We start from the raw sequence: 19,888 nt of genomic DNA, 5'->3' as shown, positions 1-19,888 counted from the left end.
GATTTATATTTCAGTTTTTTGTGTCGGCAAAGGTAAAATTATTTTAGTAAAAACCTATAAACGATTAAGTGATAAGGCTTAAGGTTTAAGGAAATTTAGAGCTTAAATTTTCTACTTCACCCGCTCCATGTAGTCGCCTGTTTTGGTGTCTACTTTCACTTTGTCGCCTTGGTTTATAAACAATGGAACCCTTATTTCGGCACCGGTTTCTACTGTAGCATATTTCTGAGCACTCGTAGATGTGTCACCTTTAACGGCTGGCTCTGTGTAGGTGACTTCCAGCTCCACACTGTTCGGCAATTGCGCAACAATCGGCTCGTCACTTTCAAAAGCGATGGTGACATTCATACCTTCTTTCAAAAATTTAATTGAGCTTCCGAAAAGTAATTTTGGGATGTTATACTGCTCAAAAGTATTATTATCCATTACTACAAGATAATCGCCATCTTCATATAAATACTGATAATCATTGGTTTCAACACGGCAAATGGTCACTTCTTCATCGGTACGGAAACGGTATTCAACAATTTTTCCGGTTTTAACGTTGCGCATGCGAGCTTGATAAAACGCCCTTAAATTGCCTGGCGTACGATGAATATATTCTTCTACACTTGTTAACTCACCGTTAAAACGAAGCACGTTTCCGCTTTTTACTTCTGATGCCTTTGCCATTATATGTTATGATTTTTTCGAGCATCAAAGTTAAATAAACGATTATTGATTGGAAAGCAAAACCTGTAATAATCGGTTGCGGTAGTCCCGCTTTTACTTCAATCTTTTTTGTAAGAATAAACCTAGTAGGTTTATCAAAAAAGTATTGTCGTGCAATCGGGTTTAGAGAACTTCAATTTTTACAAGAAACAAAAGCTTACTCCTGTAATGCGCCATTTCCGTCATTGCGAAGTACGAAGCAATATGTTGACGGAGAGATTGCTTCGTGCCTCACAGTGACGATTTTTTCGATAAAAAAACTTCCGTATAAAAGAAATGCCTTTGGGAACCACTCCAAAGGCATAATCAACCTAAACCTCAAACTAAACTATGAAAAAATTTTTCGCTTTTTAAAGCCTTATATTTTGTTTCCGTTAAACGGACAATATGATCGTTTTCCTGAAAGAGATAAATAAAAAATTTCTTTCTCTTTTTGGTGGTGCAAAGGTAAGAACTATTTATCAATTAAAAAATATTTTTATTAAAATTAATTTATAATACAAAATGATGACAAAAGAAGTGTTTTCTTCTAAATGAGTTGCGGGTGTATACTATTTAAAATCAGTTATTTGAATCTGTTTTGTGCAGAAATCGTATTCTTGAATTTGGTTTGAACCAATTATTGTTAACCTGTCTTTTGTGAATTTTTCAATCAATTCTCGATACCAACTTATCCCCTGAACGTCTAAATTACTCGTGGGCTCATCCAAAAATAATATTGGCGAGTTAGAGCAGCAGGCCAAAGCCAGTTTAGTTCGTTGTTTCATTCCCGATGAAAAGTACTTAATTTCTTTGTTAGCTGATTTTTCTAAACCCAAGATGGAAATCAAAGATTTAGCATCAACGCCGGCCGCGAAATTCTTAAACTTGAAATGAAAATTAATTATTTCTTTCAAAGTAAAGGTTTCTACCAGTTCTAAATAAGGTGCAGCTAAACTAATGTGTTTGTAAATATCTTCTATGGCAATTTCTTTATCATCAGAAAATGAGAGTGTTCCCTCCGATGGTGTTAAACTTCCAGTTATAACACTCAATAAAGTAGATTTCCCTGAACCGTTGGGGCCTAAAATAGCATAACTGTTGCCAGTGCTGAATTCGGTGCTGAGATTTCTAAAAATCCATTCCTTATTAAACCTTCTGCCAACATTATTTAAAACGATTTTCATTAAGCGTTTGGCGATTAGTGATTAAACATTTAGCGATTTGGCCATGCAAACACTATTGTCTACACCAATATACTGACCATAGTTCGGTGTAATCTTGTAGCCGCTTTTCTGGTATAAAGCAATGGCTTCTGGTTGCTTTTTGCCAGTTTCTAAAACCGTTCGACTAAAGCCTAATTCTGCAGCCCAATTTTCCAGTTCAGATAAAACTTTGGCTGCAATACCTTGCTTTCTGTAATCAGGATGAACAAACATGCATTTGACTTCGGCTGCTGTTCCAGAGAAAAGTTTTATTGCGCCGCAAGCAACTGTGATTTCGTTTTCAAAAGCAATAACAACTTCCTTAATCGCATCTACTTTATTAAATTGAGCATAAAAAGCATGTTCATCACCATCTCTAACCGCTAAATCTTTATCTAACAAAATAACCAGTTGTCGAAAATCAGGATTGTCTGAATTGGTTCTGATTAGTGTTAAATTGCTCATGAATAATTGCTTTAAGCTTTGGTCTTTCTGCTCGAGGCTTAGCTGCCCATTCCGAAACCTTTCATTACACCACGGTTAGAATTGCGAATGAAATCTACAATTTCATCACGAATTTCTGTTGGTTTGAATTCGGCCTCGATCATATCTAAAGCCTTGGTTACGTTATTATGTTTTACAAAAAGAACACGGTAAATTTCCTGAATTTCATCTATCTGTTCGTTGGTAAAACCTCTTCTGCGCAAACCAACAGAGTTAATACCAGCATAAGAAAGTGGCTCCCGGGCAGCCTTAACATATGGAGGAACATCTTTACGAACCAACGATCCGCCAGTTACAAATGCGTAAGAACCCACTTTAACAAATTGGTGAATAGCCACCAAGCCAGCAAGAACAACATTGTTTCCAATGGTAATGTGCCCGGCCAGAGTCGTGCTGTTTGAGAAAATACAATTATTGCCTACCTCGCAATCATGTGCGATGTGCGAATAAGCCTGGATTAAACAGTTGCTGCCAATGGTTGTTTTCCATTTGTCTTTTGTGCCCCGGTTTATGGTTACGCACTCCCGAATGGTGGTATTATCACCAATTTCGGCGGTAGTAACCTCACCGGCGAATTTCAAATCCTGCGGTTCGCCAGAAATTACTGCTCCTGGAAAAATACGGCAGTTTTTGCCAATACGGGCACCGTCCATAATCGTTACGTTCGAGCCAATCCAGGTTCCTTCTCCAATAACAACGTCTTTATGTATCACTACAAAAGGTTCAATTACCACATTTTCGGCAATTTTGGCTTGAGGATGTATGTATGCTAAAGGTTGTATCATTATTGGGTTGGTTCTGCTTGTTTAACTTTTGAAATTTGAGCCATCATCTCGGCTTCTACAACGATTTTTTCGCCAACCATACCAACACCTTTCATCTGAGCAATACCTCTTCTGATCGGTTCAAGCAAGTCGCAGCGGAAAATTATCGTATCGCCTGGAAGAACCTGAGCTCTGAAGCGAACGTTATCGATTTTTAAAAAATAGGTAAGGTAATTACTCGGGTCTGGAACGGTACTTAAAACTAAAATACCACCCACTTGTGCCATCGCCTCAATTTGAATTACACCAGGAAATACAGGTGCGCCAGGGAAATGCCCTTTAAAAAACTCTTCATTCATGGTTACGTTTTTAACGCCCACAACATGGTTTTTAGAAAGCTCCAGAATTTTATCTACAAATAAAAATGGCTGCCGATGAGGCAAAATTTCCATAATCTGTACAACATCGTACAATGGCTTAGCACTTGGATCGTACACTTTCTGAATTTTTTTATTCTTTTCCTTTTTAATAGCGGCTTTTATTTTTTTGGCAAAAGCAACGTTAGCGGCATGGCCCGGACGAGCTGCCATAATATGGCCTTTTAGGTGCATACCAACTAAAGCTAAATCGCCAATCATATCTAATAATTTGTGACGGGCAGGCTCGTTTTGATAGCGCAACTCCATATTATTCAAAATACCTTGCGGAGCCACATCAATATCAGCACGGTTAAAAAGTTTAGCTAAATGGCTTAATTCGTCTTTAGTAACTTCTTTATCCACAATAACTATAGCGTTATTTAAATCTCCACCTTTAATTAAGTTGTGAGAAAGCTGATACTCTAATTCATGTAAGAAACAGAAGGTACGGCAAGAAGCAATTTCTTTTTTAAACTCGGCAATGGTGTTGATTCCAGCGTGTTGGCTGCCCAAAACCGGCGAGTTATAATCAATCATACAAGTAAAGCGGTAGTCATCTAGAGGCATAGCCACGATTTCTACTTTTCTATCTTCTTCTGTATAGGTGATGTTATGAGGAATGGTAAAATATTCACGATCGGCATTTTGTTCAACCAGCCCAACTTGTTCCAATAAATCAATAAACTGAATGGAGCTGCCATCCATAATCGGGGTTTCCGGACCATCAAGTTTAATTAAAACGTTATCTAAGTCCATTCCTACAAGCGAGGCCATTACATGTTCAACAGTACTCACGCTTGCACCATTTTGTGTAATAGTTGTTCCACGAGAAGTATCGGTTACATTATCTGCATCTGCATCAATAATCGGTTGTCCATCTAAATCAATACGTTGAAATTTGAAGCCATGATTTTCAGGCGCAGGGCAAAAAGTAAGGGTAACATTAGCGCCTGTGTGTAAACCAACACCTGCGGCTGATATTTCTTGTTTAATCGTCTTTTGTCTAACGTTCATTGTGTATTGTATTCTTTTCCAATTCGGCGGTAAGCCTTTCCAATTCTTTTTCTAGAGCGTTTATTCTTTTTTCCACATCGGGTAGATGCTTAAAAATTACCGAGGCACGCATCCAGTTGCGCAAGGGTTGCGCCGGACTACCATGCCATTGTTTATTTTCTTCGGTGATGTTGAAATTAATTCCGGCCTGTGCACCAATTTGGGTGCCCTTAGCTAAAGTTAAATGCCCTGCAATACCAACCTGACCGCCAACAACACTGTTGGGGCCGATTTTCGTGCTTCCGGATATACCAGATTGAGCGGCTAAAACCGTGTTTTCGCCAATTTCAACATTGTGGGCAATCTGAATTAGGTTGTCGATTTTCGCACCTTTTTTTACAATAGTCGAACCCATTGTAGCACGATCTACAGTTGTATTTGCACCGATTTCGACATCATCTTCTATAATAACATTTCCAATTTGAGGAATCTTATTGTACGTTCCGTCTTTCTGCGGAGCGAAGCCAAAACCATCACTTCCAATTACGGTATTGGAATGAATAATTACACGATCGCCAACAATTGAGTTGTGATAAATTTTTACACCGGGGAAAAAAGTGCTGTTTTCGCCAACTTTGGAATTTGCTCCAACAAATGTTTGTGCATTTAATCTGCTTCCATCGCCTATTACCACATTTTCGGCAACATAGGCAAAGGCATCAATAAAAACATTTTTGCCAATTTTAGCTGTTGGATGTACAAAAGCTAACTTATCAATACCAGATTGAGCAGCTTGTGCGTTTACCGCTTCGTTGTATTTATCCAATAAAACCGTAAATGAACTATATGGATTATCAACACGAATTAATGTGCTGGTATAGGGTTGTGTAGGGGCGAAATCCTTTGATACGATCACTACCGAAGCCTGCGTGGAATACAGGAAGTTTTCATACTTCGGGTTAGAAAGGAAAGACAAGGAGCCTTCTTTACCATCTTCTATTTTAGAAAGTTCGGTAACAGCTGCATCGGGGTTACCATCGATGGAACCGTTTAAAAACTCGCTTATCTGCTTTGCAGTAAATTGCATCGTACAAAGGTATATGTTAAATTGATATGAACAAAAAAACCTATCAAGGTTAAACCGTGTATATTTTACACAATAGTAAGACTTAAAACGGCAGTAAAAGTTAAATATTTTGTTAATTAATCTTAAATCCCTCTTGGGTAGCAGAGAATATATTTCTCTACTGTTTTCTGTAAGGATTCCAGGTTCGATAAATCCGAAGCTTTGGCAATATCAACAATATCGTTATTTTTCATTAAAATCTTGATGTTTCCAACCCCGGCATTGTAAGCCCGGTTTTGTATCGCATCGGTAAACACGAAATATCTCGCTTCTTCAGGCTTAATTCCAAGTAAAGCAACGGTAGCGTCTTTCAAGAAATTAACGCGATCTACAGGTGCCCTTTCATTGCTCATTTCTACTTTATATAAATTTCTTGAGGTAAGCATCTGGCAAAGCGTTGATAGTATTTTATCAGGATGTTTTACCCAAACCTTCACTGCCGCATATATATCCTGATCATCCAGATTAGTGAAATGCTCGAGATTTTCATGTTGCGAAAAAAAGTTAGTTTCGCTGATATCGTGATCGAAAAAATATTTTAATGAAGGCGCTGCAAATAAATCTTCGCCTGTGGCGGATAATTCCTTTGCCCGTTCCAGTAATTTCACCAGAATCATCTCCCCGGCGATAACCGTTTTGTGCAAATAAACCTGCCAATACATTAAACGGCGAGCAATCAGAAATTTTTCAATTGAATAAATTCCTTTTTCTTCGATCACCAAATCATCATCAAATACATTAAACATTTTGATAATCCGATCGAAACTGATTACCCCTTCACTCACACCGGTAAAAAAGCTATCGCGGTTCAGGTAATCCATCCTGTCTAAATCCAGCTGTCCGGAAATCAATTGATGAAGAAATCGTTTCGGGTAAGTGCCGTTGAATACCTCTATTGCATGTGTTAGTTTGCCGCCAAAATGATCATTCAAATCATGCATCAGCTTTGCTGAAATATCTTCGTGCTTAATGCCCGTAACCAGCGAGTGTTCCAGGGCATGCGAAAATGGTCCGTGCCCAATATCGTGTAGTAAAATAGCCAGTATAGCCGCTTCTTCTTCGCCCTCGGTTATTGTATGGCCTTTACTTCTTAAAACTTCGATAGCCAAACCCATGAGGTGCATGGCGCCCAAAGCATGATGAAAACGGGTATGTAAAGCACCTGGATATACCAAATGCGTCATTCCTAGTTGTTTTATGTAACGTAAACGCTGGAAATAGGGATGCGAAATGACATCGTAAACCAGTTCTGAGGGAATGTTGATGAAACCGTAAACCGGATCGTTTATTATTTTCTTCTTATTCAATCGTTAAAAATAGTTAAATAGATAGATACGGTACAAAAATTGCTATTTTTATTTATAGATTGATTTACCCGCCAAAATAAAAAGGCAATACGTACCTATTTTTACAAAAACATGCAAGAAACTAAAATATTGTGGGCCGATGACGAAATCGACCTGTTAAAACCTCATATACTTTTATTAAATGATAAAGGTTACGCAGTAACCACTTTTACCAATGGTAACGATGCGCTCGAAGCTTTCGGTAAAACCCATTTCGACCTTGTTTTTTTAGATGAAAATATGCCCGGAATGAGTGGCATTGAAACCCTTTCTGCCATCAAAAATCTAAATCCGGATGTGCCTGTTGTACTCATCACCAAAAGTGAAGAAGAAAACTTGATGGAGGATGCAATTGGAAGTAAAATTGATGATTATTTAATTAAACCGGTGAACCCAAAACAGGTTTTATTAACGATTAAAAAGCTGATTGATAACAAACGTTTAGTAAGCGAAAAAACATCAATGGCTTACCAGCAGGATTTTCGCCGTTTGGGGATGACGCTTGGCGATAGATTGAATTATGAAGAGTGGGTAGATGTTTACAAAAAGATAGTTTTTTGGGAACTGGAGCTGGAGAAGCTTGACGACCCGCAGATGCATGAGATTTTAACCATGCAGAAACAGGAAGCAAATACTCAGTTTACCAAATTTATTGAAGAAAACTATCTCGACTGGATTAAAAACAAAGATCAGGCGCCGTTACTTTCTAATGAATTGCTGAAGAAAAAAGCTTTCCCACATATTAATGATACCACGCCAGTATTTTTTATTCTGATCGATAATTTGCGTTATGATCAATGGAAAATTATTAACCCATTAATTTCTGAATATTTTAGAATTGATGAGGAAGATATGTACACCAGTATTTTGCCAACAGCAACCCAATATGCCCGTAATGCAATTTTTTCTGGTTTGATGCCTTTAGATATGGAAAAACGTTTCCCACAGCTTTGGCAAAATGATGATGATGAAGGTGGCAAAAATATGCATGAAGAGACTTTCCTGGCCGACAACATCAAGCGTAGCTTAAGAAAGGATTGCAAATTTAGTTACAATAAAATTTTAACATTTGAGCAAGGGAAAGATTTGGTTGAGCAAACCAATAACTTGCTTCAGAATGATTTCAATGCAATTGTTTTCAACTTTGTTGATATGTTAAGTCACGCCCGTACCGACATGCAGATGATCCGTGAATTGGCAAACGACGATGCCGCTTATCGTTCGCTAACCTTATCTTGGTTTGAGCATTCTCCACTTTGGGATTTGTTAAAGAAAATTTCACAGAAACAAGTGAAAGTAATCATCACCACCGATCATGGAACCATTCGCGTTAAAAAACCGGTTAAGGTTATTGGCGACAGGGCAACGAACACAAATTTAAGGTACAAACAAGGGAGAAACCTGAATTTTAATGCTAAAGAGGTTTTTCTAATTAAAAACCCTCATGATGCTTTGTTGCCAAAAATCAACATTAGCAGCAGTTATATTTTTGCCCGCGAGGACAGCTATTTTGTTTACCCGAATAACTATAACCAGTTTGTAAATTACTATAATGAAACTTTCCAGCATGGAGGAATTTCATTGGAAGAAATGATTATCCCGGTGGTAACGTATTCGCCGAGATAATATCCAAATCCTAAAGCGGAACAAGAAGGCAAAAGTAATGCATTTATGTATTACTTTTGCCTTTATTAATTTAAAATGGAGATAGCAATTAATGGTTTATCAGATTTGCCTCAGGTAGCGCAACAACTTTTAGAATTTTCTAAGGGGGAAAAAATTTTCATTTTCGATGGAGAAATGGGCGCAGGCAAAACCACTTTTATTAAAACTTTTTGCAAAACGTTAGGCATAGAGGATGTGGTCTCGAGCCCAACTTATTCTATCGTAAATGAATATGAAAGTCCTAACGGTTCGGTATTTCATTTTGATTTTTATCGCATCAAAGATATTCAGGAAGCATACGATTTAGGCTACGAAGAGTACTTTTATGGTGGAGGCATTTGTTTGATTGAATGGCCTGAAAGAGTAGCCGAGTTATTGCCAGATCATCTTGTAAAAGTTGAGATAGCTATTGTCGACGAGAATCGGAGAGTATTCAGTTTCAGTAAGGTATAATTCACTAATGTAATCTTACAACTTATTGCTATATTCATTTAAAAAAGCAATATGAAAAATCTCGCCTTAATCCTCGTGTGTATCAGTTTTGTCTATAACGGGTTTTCACAAAATTTACAGTGTGATTCTTTGAAAAAGAAAAATGATCAGCTCGCTGAAAGCATTAAAGCGCTGTCTAAAGAGAACGAATATTTTCGAAAGTCTTTAAATATTTTAACTCCTGTTAAAAGTGTTGAGCAAGGTGGCCTAACCTTTAACTTCACTAAATGTGAAGGCAACATAAAAGAGCAAACTATGACAGTCACTTGTTTTATAATCAACCACAAGGCTAACAGTGAATTCCAATTTGAAAAAGTTAGTTTAACAGATATTCAGGGTAATAATTTTTCAACCTTCGACGTTAAAATTGGCGATGCGAATTCGAGAAATATGCTATATACTGAAACTCCTTTAGAAACGAAAATTATTATCAAGAACGTATTGCCCTCCACGCAAATGATAAAATTGATTGGGCTAAGTTATTATAGAACGGGGCTATTTGAGAAAGGTACCTTTATCTTTAATGATGTTGCTGTAGTGTGGAAATAACAATTTGGAGTGTTCTTACTTTTAAGAGACTGATATTTATTACATTTTCCGTACCTTGAACAACCTAAAACTAACATATTTTTAAGCAGCATGGCTACAGGATTACGCGAAGGAATGGCCGATATCGCTCGTCAGGGTTTATTGCAAACACAAGAGGCGACACTAGAAACCAGAAACAGGAAAAATAGCCTGAACATCGGAATACCAAAAGAAATTTCTTTTCAGGAAAATCGAATTGCGCTAACACCACTTTCGGTTGCGTTGTTGGTTAACAATGGCCATAGGGTAATATTAGAAAGTGGCGCAGGAACAGCTGCAAATTTTTCTGATTCAGAATATGCTGAGCAAGGTGCAAAAATCGCTTATGATAAAAAAGAGGTTTTCGATTCGGATATCCTGGTGAAAATTGCACCACCCATGCTGGAAGAAATTGAGATGATGCACAAAGGGCAGACCTTGATTTCTTCGTTGCAAACCGGAACTTTAAAGCAAGATTATTTGAAAGCATTAATGCAGAAAAAGATTAATGCTTTGTGTTTTGAAAACTTGCGTGATGAGGGGAATGTGTTGAGTGTAGTGCGGGCAATGAGTGAAATTGTAGGCTCTACTTCAATTTTAATTGCTGCCGAATATTTAAGCAATGTTACCGGTGGAAAAGGGCTGATGTTAGGTGGTTTTACAGGGGTTCCGCCGACAGAGATTGTAATTTTAGGCGCTGGAACGGTAGGAGAATATGCCGCCAGAACAGCATTGGCACTTGGTGCTGAAGTAAAGGTTTTTGATAGCTCGATTTATCGGTTGCGCCGTTTACAAAACAATTTAGGGAGTCGCGTTTTTACATCAGTGATGCAGCCGATTGTTTTAAATAAAGCTATTGTAACTTGCGATGTAGTAATTGGTGCTATCCGTGCCAGTCATGGCAGAAGTCCTTGTGTGGTGATGGAAGAAACGGTGGCTAAAATGAAACCACATTCGGTGGTGATCGACATTAGCATTGATCAGGGCGGTTGTTTTGAAACTTCGGAAGTAACTAACCACACCAATCCAATTTTTAGAAAGTATGATGTGATTCATTATTGTGTTCCGAATATCGCATCTCGGGTTCCCAGAACAGCATCTTACGCATTGACGAATATTTTTGCGCCAATTTTACTGGATATTGGTGAGTTTGGAGGATTGATGAATATGGTTTGGAATAATCCAGGCATTCGCGAAGCTCTTTACATTTACCAGGGAAATTGTACAAATAAAGATCTTGCCGATATGTTTAATTTGCCATTTAAAGATTTGGAGTTGCTCGTGGTTTCGAATCAGTAATCATATTCGTGCCTCAGCAACGACGACCTAAGTGAAATACCCATTAACATGAAAATCAAACTCCTCTTTTTATTTCTGATCTTTTCATTCTCAACTTTCGCTCAAAACAGTTCGCCGGCAAAACTCGTGGTGGTGAGTTCGTACAACCAATATCTGGCATCTATAAAAACCAATCCGAATAATGAATTGGTAGAGATTAAAAAAGCAATTCCTAACATCAAATTAGATATTCGTTATGCTACGAAGAATAATTTTATGAAACAGGTGATGTACAAACAGGCGAGGGCCTTTGCCCGCAAACCAGTTGTAGAATCGCTAAAAAAAATCCAGAGGGAATTAAATAAAAAAGGTTACGGACTAAAGATTTTCGACGGCTACCGCCCTTACGCTATCACTGTTGAGTTTTATAAAAAGGCCAGCGATAAAAACTTTGTGGCTAACCCTGCGAAAGGTTCAAAACACAACAGAGGTTGTGCCGTAGATTTGACGTTAATTGATTTAAAAACGGGAAAAGAAGTGGCAATGGCGACGCCTTACGATAGTTTTTCAGCAGCAGCTGCAGCCAACTACGAGCCGGTGTCAGCAGAAGTTAAAAAGAACCGCGATTTATTAATCGCCACCATGAAGAAATATCAATTGAATGTGTTAGATAACGAATGGTGGCATTATGATTTTTCTGGCTGGCAACAATATGATTTGATGGATATTCCTTTTGAGAAACTATAGCAAATTCGCTAGTTCATTTGCTCATTAGTCATTTGTGCGATTGCCATTCGTTTTAAAAAGTTTGTAAACAAGCTCTCAACTCCAAGCCCTCAACTCCCAACTACAGATGATGAGGTCTTCCGTATTGATCTTTTTTCACCTTGGCTTTATCATCTTTCACGGTCAATCGAAAAATATAATCGTAATCATCGTCCGTTAGCATTTCCATTGGTCGTTTCCCACCAAAAGCTTCAATAATTTCTAAAACGGTATTCGAGTGAGCAGCAATAATTACGGTTTTACCGCTATAATTTTTTTTAACGGAGTCTACCAATGATTTCGGGTCAGTGTAATTAATAACCTTCGGGATAATTAACGAATCTAATGTTTGATGGGTTCTTTTATATGCTGTGCTGTATCCTACATCAAACTTCACATTCTTCAAAAACGTAGCTAAGTCACCCGCTCTAATTTTGCCTTCATCCGAAAGGTTTGGATCTTTATCTTCAGGGTTTGATTTGTCTTTTTCGGCATGGCGAACTACCCAAACTTCGGTATTTTGCGCTAAAACAGCAGTTGACAATAGCAGACATAGCGAGAAGAAAAAAATCAATCGTTTCATTTTATAAAGATTAGAAAATTTATTGGTTTGTGCCATACTTGTCTTACTTAGACTTAAACCAGGGCTCTTATTAAAGTTTCAATATCCTCCGGCTCATGCCAGCTACTTAGCACAATCCTGTTTATGGGGTCACTGTCTGCGTTTGGGTAAGGAAAAGATGAGATCAGGATTTTTTTTCTTAATAAATCATCGCTTAAAGCTGGGTAATTGAGAAAGTAAGCTGGAAAATCTTGCTCAAACTTCCAGGTTGGATTTAAGGAATTTCTAAACCTGGATATATTCTCCTGAAGCTTCTTCCAAGCACGACGATAAATTTCTTCAGCATGGATAAATGCATAAATTCCAGCTGCGGCAGGGGGAGAAGCGCCTACAAATATGTTGCTGCTTTTAAGTTGCCTGATTATTTTTTTATCGCCGAGCACTATTCCTGCGTCTACCCCAAGTGCTTTTGCCATAGATGCAACAACCACGCAAGTTAAGTTTTTAAATTTCGGTAAGTTAGCAAAGGCGCCTAATGCCTTGTTGTTTACCCCAATTCCATGAGAATCATCAACAATCAGTATTATATTTTTATCAGATGAGATTTCTTTCAGAAAGTCGAAATCATAAATTTCAGGGAAAAGGTTGTTCATCGAATTGCTAATCAGCACCCAGTTTTGCTGCTCAGCCTTATTAATTAATGCAACAACCTCAGTTTTCCATTCCAAAAAAGACGACGACAATACTTCAGGAGATTCGTTTAACCACAATGCAGGATGAGTGGAAGGAGCATAAACAACGTTTCCAAACGTGGCTAAAGTTCTAACGGTAAGTTGTGCCGCCAAATAACCGCTGGATGTAATTAAGGCATCCTCAGCAGAAAATCGCCGGGCAGCTTCACATTCGCCTTCATCATAAATGCCCAATTGAATGTTATTACTCCTGCTGGTGCCGTTATTCAAACCGAATTTCTTAATGCCCTCGATATATAAATCGATCAAATCCTGATCTTGTGGAATCCCGAGATAAGCCGTTCCGCCGAAATAAAGATAGGATTCTCCATCAATGGTAATTTTATTAGAGAATGGCCCCCTAACCGATCTGAAATTGGTATTCATTTATTAATTGTAATTTCTGCCCAATTCATCATTGGCTGCCCTAATGATTGATTTGTTGCCGTTATCATCGTGATAGAATTCCCAAAACATGATGCCATTGGCAGTTTCTTTTGCAAGTTTAGCTTTTTTCTTCGTTGTTAGTATGCCGTTATAATAATACTGAACACCATCAATTGTGGCGTAATCCAAATTAACATCAGCATTGGCGGCTACAAAATCGCGATATGCTTTAGAAGCATTCGAAGCATTTTTTCCATAAGCAGGAATTCCTAAAACCGCCTTTTCTTTTGGCATACCACGTGTGCCCATCCAATAATTCAAGCTGGCCACTGCCATATTGTAAGAAGCATGCTGGATGGGTTCATTCTTATCCCAGCCAATGCCGTCATAAACCATGATATTAAAGAAATCAACAGCAGGAAAAACCTCGCTTTTTAATCCATCGCGAATGCTACCGGCATAAACTCCGGGAGTTATGGCAGCACTTAAAAACTTGGGATATTTGTGCAGCGAATCAGAAAGTTCTTTCATCAGGAGCACATAATTATCTGCCGATCCATCTGCGGTACTTGGATATTCCCAATCCATATCTACGCCATCAAGGTTATTGGTCCGGGCAAAAGCTACAACGTTCTTTACAAAAAGCTTTCTTGCTGTTACTGAAGCAGCCATTTCAATGAAAATGCTGCGGGTGCCCGAAACCGAAATTCCTGTTTTAACACCATTTGCTTTCGCTTTCTGCATTACCGACGAAAACCGTGAGGGTTGTTCGAGGTTGGCTAAAGATCCATCCGTATTTGGATTTAGGAAAGCATAAAACAAATGCGTAATCATTTTATATTTTGCATCGGCAACTCCATTTGGATCGCGGTAACTTGGAAAATAAGCTACAACCTTAAAACTATTGTCAGCAATATAAGGTGTTGTGGGTATTGTTGGGTCTATCGGTGTAGGGGGTTCAACGCCACCCTCACTTTTTTTGCAGGAGCTGATTCCAAGCGACAATGCGACGCCCAGCAATAAGTAGATTTTTCTCATAGGGTTAGCGGTTTATTAAGGCTTATCTATTCTGCACCAATTGAATTTTCTGAGGCTTTGCACTAAAAATTTTCATGGATATAAGTCATTATTCTGACCATTTCTGCTCTTACTTCACTTGTAGGATTAATGAAATTATTATTCATAAAGGAATATATATACGTTTTACCTTTTTTAGTAAGTACATAACCGCTTTGATTGTGAACGCCACCTAACGATCCGGTTTTGCCATAAACAAATGGCTGATCAGTTTTAGGATAGGCGTTTCTGAGCGTTCCGCTTTTTCCTCCAGCCGGGAGCATATCAAAAAGTTTTTCTCTATTACTTACCAGGTGATAAATGGAATCGAGTAAATAAATATTATCTCGTGGGGTAAATAAATTCTGACGGGAAAGGCCAGATCCATCAGCCCATTTTACCTTATCAGGCAAAAAAGATAAATAGTTTTTAGTGATATGCTGAATGGCTTTTGTAGTGCTTAAAGTGTCGCTAATTTGATTGGAGCAAACCAATAATAAATGTTCGGCAATAAAATTATCGCTTGGCAACATCATGTGTTTTAAAACGGAATCGCGTTTGGCACCTGGAAGTGTTTTCGCATTGGCAGGGATTTTCATTTTTATAACGCCAACACTTTTATGTAGTGTATCCGAAAGTACCTCCAAAGTTGTTTGAATGCTGGTTTTGTAAGGGTTTTGCTGATTGTAATTGGGCTTCACTTCAACCAAAGGATAGCGAAAATGATTGGTTAAAAAATCTCTGGTTACCTGGAACCCGCCAGTTGTTTTGCTCGAATCTACCTCGAAGCAATGTGCAAAAACCTTTGGTGAAATATTAATTTTACCGGGAGATTGATAGGTGGAAGTAACCATATTATCCATTATCGGCATCTCGGTAATTTCGGGTTGATAATAATAATCGTAATCATCCCAACTCCAGCCATCGCCAAAAAACGCACCTAAATACCTTCCAGGTGCAAAAAATAGTTTTCTGTTTGATGCTTGAAGAAAATTATAGGCCGACTTATCTTTGACCGCAAATTGTAGAAACGATGGGTCGCCGGTGCCCCAGAAAATTAAAGAGTCGTTACGTTCAATGTATTTCAAAGCTGGCATTTGCTCTGGCAACATTTTTAAACTTGCAAAAAAGGTATAAAGCTTGGTATTAGATGCTGGCGAGAAGTACTTATCTGCATCTTTCTCATAAATCATCTTTTTATCGTCCATGTTATAAAGCGCAAAGCCCACTTGGTACTGCTTTATCACCGTCGAATTTTTGAATTCTTTAGCTACCTTTTTGGAAATCATTTTATTGGTAGAGCAACTGGAAATTACCAATACACACGCAAGAGAAAGTGTAAGGAGCTGAGAATGGATTTTATAAATAGGCATGCTGAAAGTTTAGAAATGATAATTACCAACTAATTTATTAAATTTAATTTAATGTTAACCAAATATGCTTCTGTTATCTATTTTGATATCTGCAAATTCGCCATTTGTGTAGCATTTATTTTGTTCGGTTTGCATTCAAAGGCGCAAGAATTTACCTTTCCAGGAAATAAACAAAAGCAATCTATTCAGTTTAAGTGTATCAAAAACTTAATGATCATTCCGGTTTTTGTAAATGAGAAAGGACCCTATAATTTCGTGCTTGATACTGGTGTAGGGCCGATGATTATCACAGATCCATCCATTATTGATACCTTAAATTTTGGCTTAATGCGAAAAATTAAATTATCGGGCTTGGGTTTGGAAACGGTTGACGCTTATGTATCGCAAAATATTACAGCTAAAATAGGAAGCGCCAAGGTTAATCATATCCCCACAGCTATACTTAAGGAAGATTTGTTCAATCTATCTGGCCATTTAGGGATTAAAATTTACGGTTTAATTGGCTATAGTTTCTTCAATAGTTTTATTGTTGATATTCGCTACAGCGAGAATCGAATCATATTTAGCGATGTAAGCAGGAGGATAAAATATCGAGGAACCAAGGTGCCGATAGTTATTGAAAACTTAAAGCCTTATGTGGATGTTCAGGTAGACATTCCTGATAAGGGGAAAGTAAGCACACGGTTACTGATGGATACCGGGGCCAGCCATCCTTTATCAATGGAAATGTTAAACGGAGGTGCTTTTCCACTTCCTGAGAAAACTATTAAGGCGAACTTAGGGATGAGCCTGAGCGGACAAATAAAGGGTTATATGGGCAGGATTAGCACTTTTTATTTGGGGGGACATATTTTTAATGACGTAGTATCGGGTTTCCCGGATTTTGAATCCATTTCAAAAAAGATTGACTTAACTTTTCGCAATGGAAACCTAGGCGCCGAAATGCTACGGAAATTTGATGTCCAGCTAAATTACCAGGATAAGTTTATGTACCTGAAACCAAATAGCCTGGCTAGAGTTCCTTTCCAGCATGATATGGTGGGCATGGTAATTTATCTGGATCAGGCAGAGTATAAACGGGTAATTGTTGGCGAAATTGATGAAGGATCGCCAGCCGAAAAAGCAGGATTATGCCCTTACGATGAAATTATTGGCGTAAATTTCAAATCTATCAGTGCCTATACTTTAAATGATCTGACGGAGATGTTCAAATCTAAAGCTGATAAAACAGTCATATTAGAGGTTTATCGCGACAGCAAAGTTTTCTTTAAAGTGGTCAGGCTTGAAAAAAGGATTTAACCTATTAGTAATTTTATAGTTACACAATGTTAATCAGGTAACAACGCTATAACTTCGGGCTCTTATTATCATAAAGATCTTATAAACATATAAATGAAGAAACAAGTGAAAGTACTGGCATTAGCTGGTATTATGGTGCTTGGTTTAGCTGGCATTGATACAGCACAAGCACAAAAAAAACCAAAAAAGGGCACAACTAGCCCTGCAACTCCAGCAGCAGCAGCTGCGGCGGCACCAAAAAAAGAAGGAATTAAGCCCTACTCAGAGGTGATTACATCAAAAGCCAGAACGACTAACGGATTATTCAAAACACACAAAGTGGATGATAAATGGTATTTCGAAATACCAGATTCCATTATCAACCGTGAAATGCTGGTAGTTACGCGATTGGCAAAAGCGCCTGTGGGTATTAAAGTAGGCAACCAGCAATATGGTGGTGAAGAATTAAACGAGCAGGTTTGGAAATGGGAACGTAGAGGCAAACAGGTTTACATCCGTGTACCAAGTTATGCTACAAAAGCAGATTCTACTAGTGATATGTACGAGTCGGTGCAAAACTCAAACTTGGCGCAAATTCTTGCAAGCTTCGAAATCAAAGCCTATAATAAAGATACTACGGGTATCGTAATCGATGTAACTGACTTTTATAACGGCGATATTATGGCGATCGGTGCTACCGATCAAATCCGTAAAGCCTATAAAGTGATTACTTATGATGCCACTCGTTCTTATATCGATACCATAAAAACTTTTCCGATAAATATCGAAGTTAAAACCGCAAAAACTTATCGTGCTGCAGAATCTCCAACTGATAACAGCAACGGAGCCGTAACTTTCGAATTTAATACTTCGATGTTATTGTTGCCGAAAATGCCTGTGAAAGCTAGAATCATGGATAATCGGGTGGGCTACTTTGGTCAATCTCAAATTGACTATGGTACCGATGCCCAAAAGGCAGAACGTACGGCTTACATACACCGTTGGAATTTGGTTCCGAAGGATACCGCAGCTTATAAAAGAGGCGAATTAGTGGAGCCTGTTAAACCTATTATCATTTATATCGATCCGGCTACGCCGAAAAAATGGGTTCCATTTTTAATCCAGGGAATTAACGATTGGCAAGTGGCTTTTGAAGCAGCAGGTTTCAAAAACGCCATTTTTGGTAAACAAGCACCAACACCTCAAGAAGATCCGCAGTTTAGTGTAGAAGACTCCCGTTATTCGGTAGTTCGTTACTTTGCTTCTGATATTGCAAATGCTTATGGGCCGCATGTAAGCGATCCGCGTACTGGCCAAATTTTAGAAACACACATTGGTTGGTATCACAACGTGATGAATTTATTGCGCAACTGGTACTTCGTTCAAACGGCAGCCATTAACCCTGAAGTGCGTAAAGCAAAATTTACGGATGCTCAAATGGGTGAGCTGATCCGCTTCGTTTCTTCACATGAAATTGGCCATACACTAGGTTTGCCACATAACTTCGGTTCTAGCTATGCCTATCCGGTAGATTCATTACGTTCCAAAGCGTTTACCGATAAACATGGAACAGCACCTTCTATTATGGATTATGCCCGTTTCAATTACATTGCACAACCTGGCGATGGTGTTACCAAAATGCACCCTCAAATTGGTGAATACGATAAATGGTCAATTAAATGGGGTTACTCTTGGATTCCTGGAAACAAAACTGCCGAGCAGGAAAAGGAAATCTTAAACCAATGGACTTTAAAAAATGCTGGTAACCCGCTTTATTTTTATGGTCGACAAGGTACATCGCTGGATCCTCGTTTGCAAAGTGAAGATTTGGGCGATAATGCGATGAAAGCAAGTACTTATGGTATTGCAAACTTAAAGCGCATTCTTCCAAACGTAGAAAAATGGACCTACCAAAAAGGTAAAGACTACAGCGATTTGAAAGAAATCTATACTGAAATTGTTGGTCAATATAACCGCTACATGGGCCACGTACTTACCAATGTAGGTGGGATGAGCGAAAACTTTAAAACCTATGATCAAACTGGTCCGGTTTATAGTTACTTATCAAAAGCAAAACAAAAAGAAGCCGTTTCATTTTTTAATCAGCAGTTGTTTACTACCCCGCTTTGGTTAATTAACAATGATCAATTGAGTAAATTCGATAACGGTACACTTTTAAATAGAATCAAAGCAGTGCAGGCCAACACTTTGGTTAATCTTTTAGCGGCACCACGAATTGCCCGTTTATTAGATAACGAAACTAAAAATGGCACTGTAAAAGCTTATACTTTGCCAGAATTATTTAAGGATATTAAAACTTCTGTTTTCGCCGCAGGCAGACCAGATGCGTTTAAACGTAATTTACAAAGAGCATATGTAGACCGTTTAGGCTATTTAATGACAACTGAATCGGAACTTCCGCCAGGTTTCCCAGTTGAATCTGCTGCAAGTTATGGGTTAACGCCAATCAATGTGAGTTTATCAGATATTCGCCCCTTAGTGAGAGCAGAATTGAAAGCCTTACAGGCTACAACAAAAGCCCGCTCAGTAGCTGGAGATGCTATTGCAAAAGCGCATTACGATGATCTTACGGTTAGAATTAAAGATATTTTAGATCCGAAGAAATAAAATAGAAGGGTTGGAGTTTAAAATGTTAAAAGTTGAAAGGTTTCAAGCCGATCATCTGA

18 protein-coding genes are annotated in these 19,888 nt (G+C 38.3%); 7 read left to right on the top strand and 11 right to left on the bottom strand.

Annotated elements, in window-relative coordinates; translation table 11 throughout:
• Positions 1-111: 111 nt before the first annotated feature.
• The 7 genes from efp to ACZZZK_RS13100 form a co-directional block, all read right to left on the bottom strand.
• Positions 112-672, bottom strand: a complete 561-nt coding sequence (efp, locus tag ACZZZK_RS13130; RefSeq protein ID WP_463484528.1) for an elongation factor P — start codon at positions 670-672, stop codon at positions 112-114.
• 590 nt (positions 673-1,262) lie between these two features.
• Positions 1,263-1,877 carry an ABC transporter ATP-binding protein gene (locus ACZZZK_RS13125; protein ID WP_463484527.1) on the bottom strand — a complete coding sequence of 205 codons (615 nt, stop codon included), beginning with the start codon at positions 1,875-1,877 and terminating at the stop codon, positions 1,263-1,265.
• 21 nt (positions 1,878-1,898) lie between these two features.
• A complete protein-coding gene (locus ACZZZK_RS13120; protein ID WP_463484526.1) occupies positions 1,899-2,360 on the bottom strand; it encodes a GNAT family N-acetyltransferase in 462 nt (153 codons plus the stop codon).
• A 38-nt stretch (positions 2,361-2,398) separates the two neighbouring features.
• Positions 2,399-3,184, bottom strand: coding sequence for an acyl-ACP--UDP-N-acetylglucosamine O-acyltransferase (lpxA, locus tag ACZZZK_RS13115; protein ID WP_029274294.1), 786 nt, complete (start codon positions 3,182-3,184; stop codon positions 2,399-2,401).
• The gene (locus ACZZZK_RS13110) at positions 3,184-4,596 is read right to left on the bottom strand and encodes a bifunctional UDP-3-O-[3-hydroxymyristoyl] N-acetylglucosamine deacetylase/3-hydroxyacyl-ACP dehydratase (protein ID WP_463484525.1); all 1,413 of its coding nucleotides are present in this window, start codon (positions 4,594-4,596) and stop codon (positions 3,184-3,186) included. The genes lpxA and ACZZZK_RS13110 overlap by 1 nt, the downstream gene beginning before the upstream one ends.
• Positions 4,586-5,662 (bottom strand): UDP-3-O-(3-hydroxymyristoyl)glucosamine N-acyltransferase, encoded by a 1,077-nt coding sequence (lpxD, locus tag ACZZZK_RS13105; protein ID WP_463484524.1) that lies wholly within the window; start codon positions 5,660-5,662, stop codon positions 4,586-4,588. The genes ACZZZK_RS13110 and lpxD overlap by 11 nt, the downstream gene beginning before the upstream one ends.
• A gap of 122 nt (positions 5,663-5,784) precedes the next feature.
• On the bottom strand, positions 5,785-7,008 hold the full coding sequence (locus ACZZZK_RS13100) for an HD domain-containing protein (protein WP_463484523.1): 1,224 nt from the start codon (positions 7,006-7,008) through the stop codon (positions 5,785-5,787).
• A gap of 111 nt (positions 7,009-7,119) precedes the next feature.
• On the opposite strand from ACZZZK_RS13100, the gene porX reads away from it, so the two are divergent.
• From porX to ACZZZK_RS13075, 5 genes are all read left to right on the top strand, one after another.
• Positions 7,120-8,673 (top strand): T9SS response regulator signal transducer PorX, encoded by a 1,554-nt coding sequence (gene porX, locus ACZZZK_RS13095; RefSeq protein WP_463484522.1) that lies wholly within the window; start codon positions 7,120-7,122, stop codon positions 8,671-8,673.
• A 75-nt stretch (positions 8,674-8,748) separates the two neighbouring features.
• Complete coding sequence (tsaE, locus tag ACZZZK_RS13090; RefSeq protein WP_463484521.1) at positions 8,749-9,165, top strand: tRNA (adenosine(37)-N6)-threonylcarbamoyltransferase complex ATPase subunit type 1 TsaE; 417 nt, start codon at positions 8,749-8,751, stop codon at positions 9,163-9,165.
• A 51-nt stretch (positions 9,166-9,216) separates the two neighbouring features.
• A complete protein-coding gene (locus ACZZZK_RS13085; protein ID WP_463484520.1) occupies positions 9,217-9,753 on the top strand; it encodes a hypothetical protein in 537 nt (178 codons plus the stop codon).
• Positions 9,754-9,843: 90 nt separating this feature from the next.
• A complete protein-coding gene (locus ACZZZK_RS13080) occupies positions 9,844-11,070 on the top strand; it encodes an alanine dehydrogenase (protein WP_056850650.1) in 1,227 nt (408 codons plus the stop codon).
• Positions 11,071-11,118: 48 nt separating this feature from the next.
• Positions 11,119-11,796 carry a M15 family metallopeptidase gene (locus ACZZZK_RS13075; RefSeq protein WP_463484519.1) on the top strand — a complete coding sequence of 226 codons (678 nt, stop codon included), beginning with the start codon at positions 11,119-11,121 and terminating at the stop codon, positions 11,794-11,796.
• Between the two features lie 100 nt (positions 11,797-11,896).
• Here the strand turns inward: ACZZZK_RS13075 and ACZZZK_RS13070 are convergent, their stop codons facing one another.
• The 4 genes from ACZZZK_RS13070 to ACZZZK_RS13055 form a co-directional block, all read right to left on the bottom strand.
• Positions 11,897-12,397 carry a SixA phosphatase family protein gene (locus ACZZZK_RS13070; RefSeq protein WP_463484518.1) on the bottom strand — a complete coding sequence of 167 codons (501 nt, stop codon included), beginning with the start codon at positions 12,395-12,397 and terminating at the stop codon, positions 11,897-11,899.
• A 53-nt stretch (positions 12,398-12,450) separates the two neighbouring features.
• Positions 12,451-13,494, bottom strand: a complete 1,044-nt coding sequence (locus ACZZZK_RS13065; RefSeq protein WP_463484517.1) for an aminotransferase class I/II-fold pyridoxal phosphate-dependent enzyme — start codon at positions 13,492-13,494, stop codon at positions 12,451-12,453.
• A 3-nt stretch (positions 13,495-13,497) separates the two neighbouring features.
• A complete protein-coding gene (locus ACZZZK_RS13060; RefSeq protein WP_463484516.1) occupies positions 13,498-14,532 on the bottom strand; it encodes a glycosyl hydrolase family 18 protein in 1,035 nt (344 codons plus the stop codon).
• 62 nt (positions 14,533-14,594) lie between these two features.
• Positions 14,595-15,923 carry a D-alanyl-D-alanine carboxypeptidase gene (locus ACZZZK_RS13055; RefSeq protein WP_463484515.1) on the bottom strand — a complete coding sequence of 443 codons (1,329 nt, stop codon included), beginning with the start codon at positions 15,921-15,923 and terminating at the stop codon, positions 14,595-14,597.
• A gap of 51 nt (positions 15,924-15,974) precedes the next feature.
• Between ACZZZK_RS13055 and ACZZZK_RS13050 the strand changes: the two genes are divergently transcribed.
• Complete coding sequence (locus ACZZZK_RS13050) at positions 15,975-17,222, top strand: pepsin/retropepsin-like aspartic protease family protein (protein ID WP_463484514.1); 1,248 nt, start codon at positions 15,975-15,977, stop codon at positions 17,220-17,222.
• 93 nt (positions 17,223-17,315) lie between these two features.
• Positions 17,316-19,829, top strand: coding sequence for a zinc-dependent metalloprotease (locus ACZZZK_RS13045; protein ID WP_463484513.1), 2,514 nt, complete (start codon positions 17,316-17,318; stop codon positions 19,827-19,829).
• Positions 19,830-19,888 lie beyond the last annotated feature (59 nt).

This window comes from Pedobacter sp. AC163, assembly GCF_979258665.1.
The sequence above is the reverse complement of the archived record's forward strand: the minus strand, read 5'-3'. Positions and strand labels throughout refer to the sequence as shown.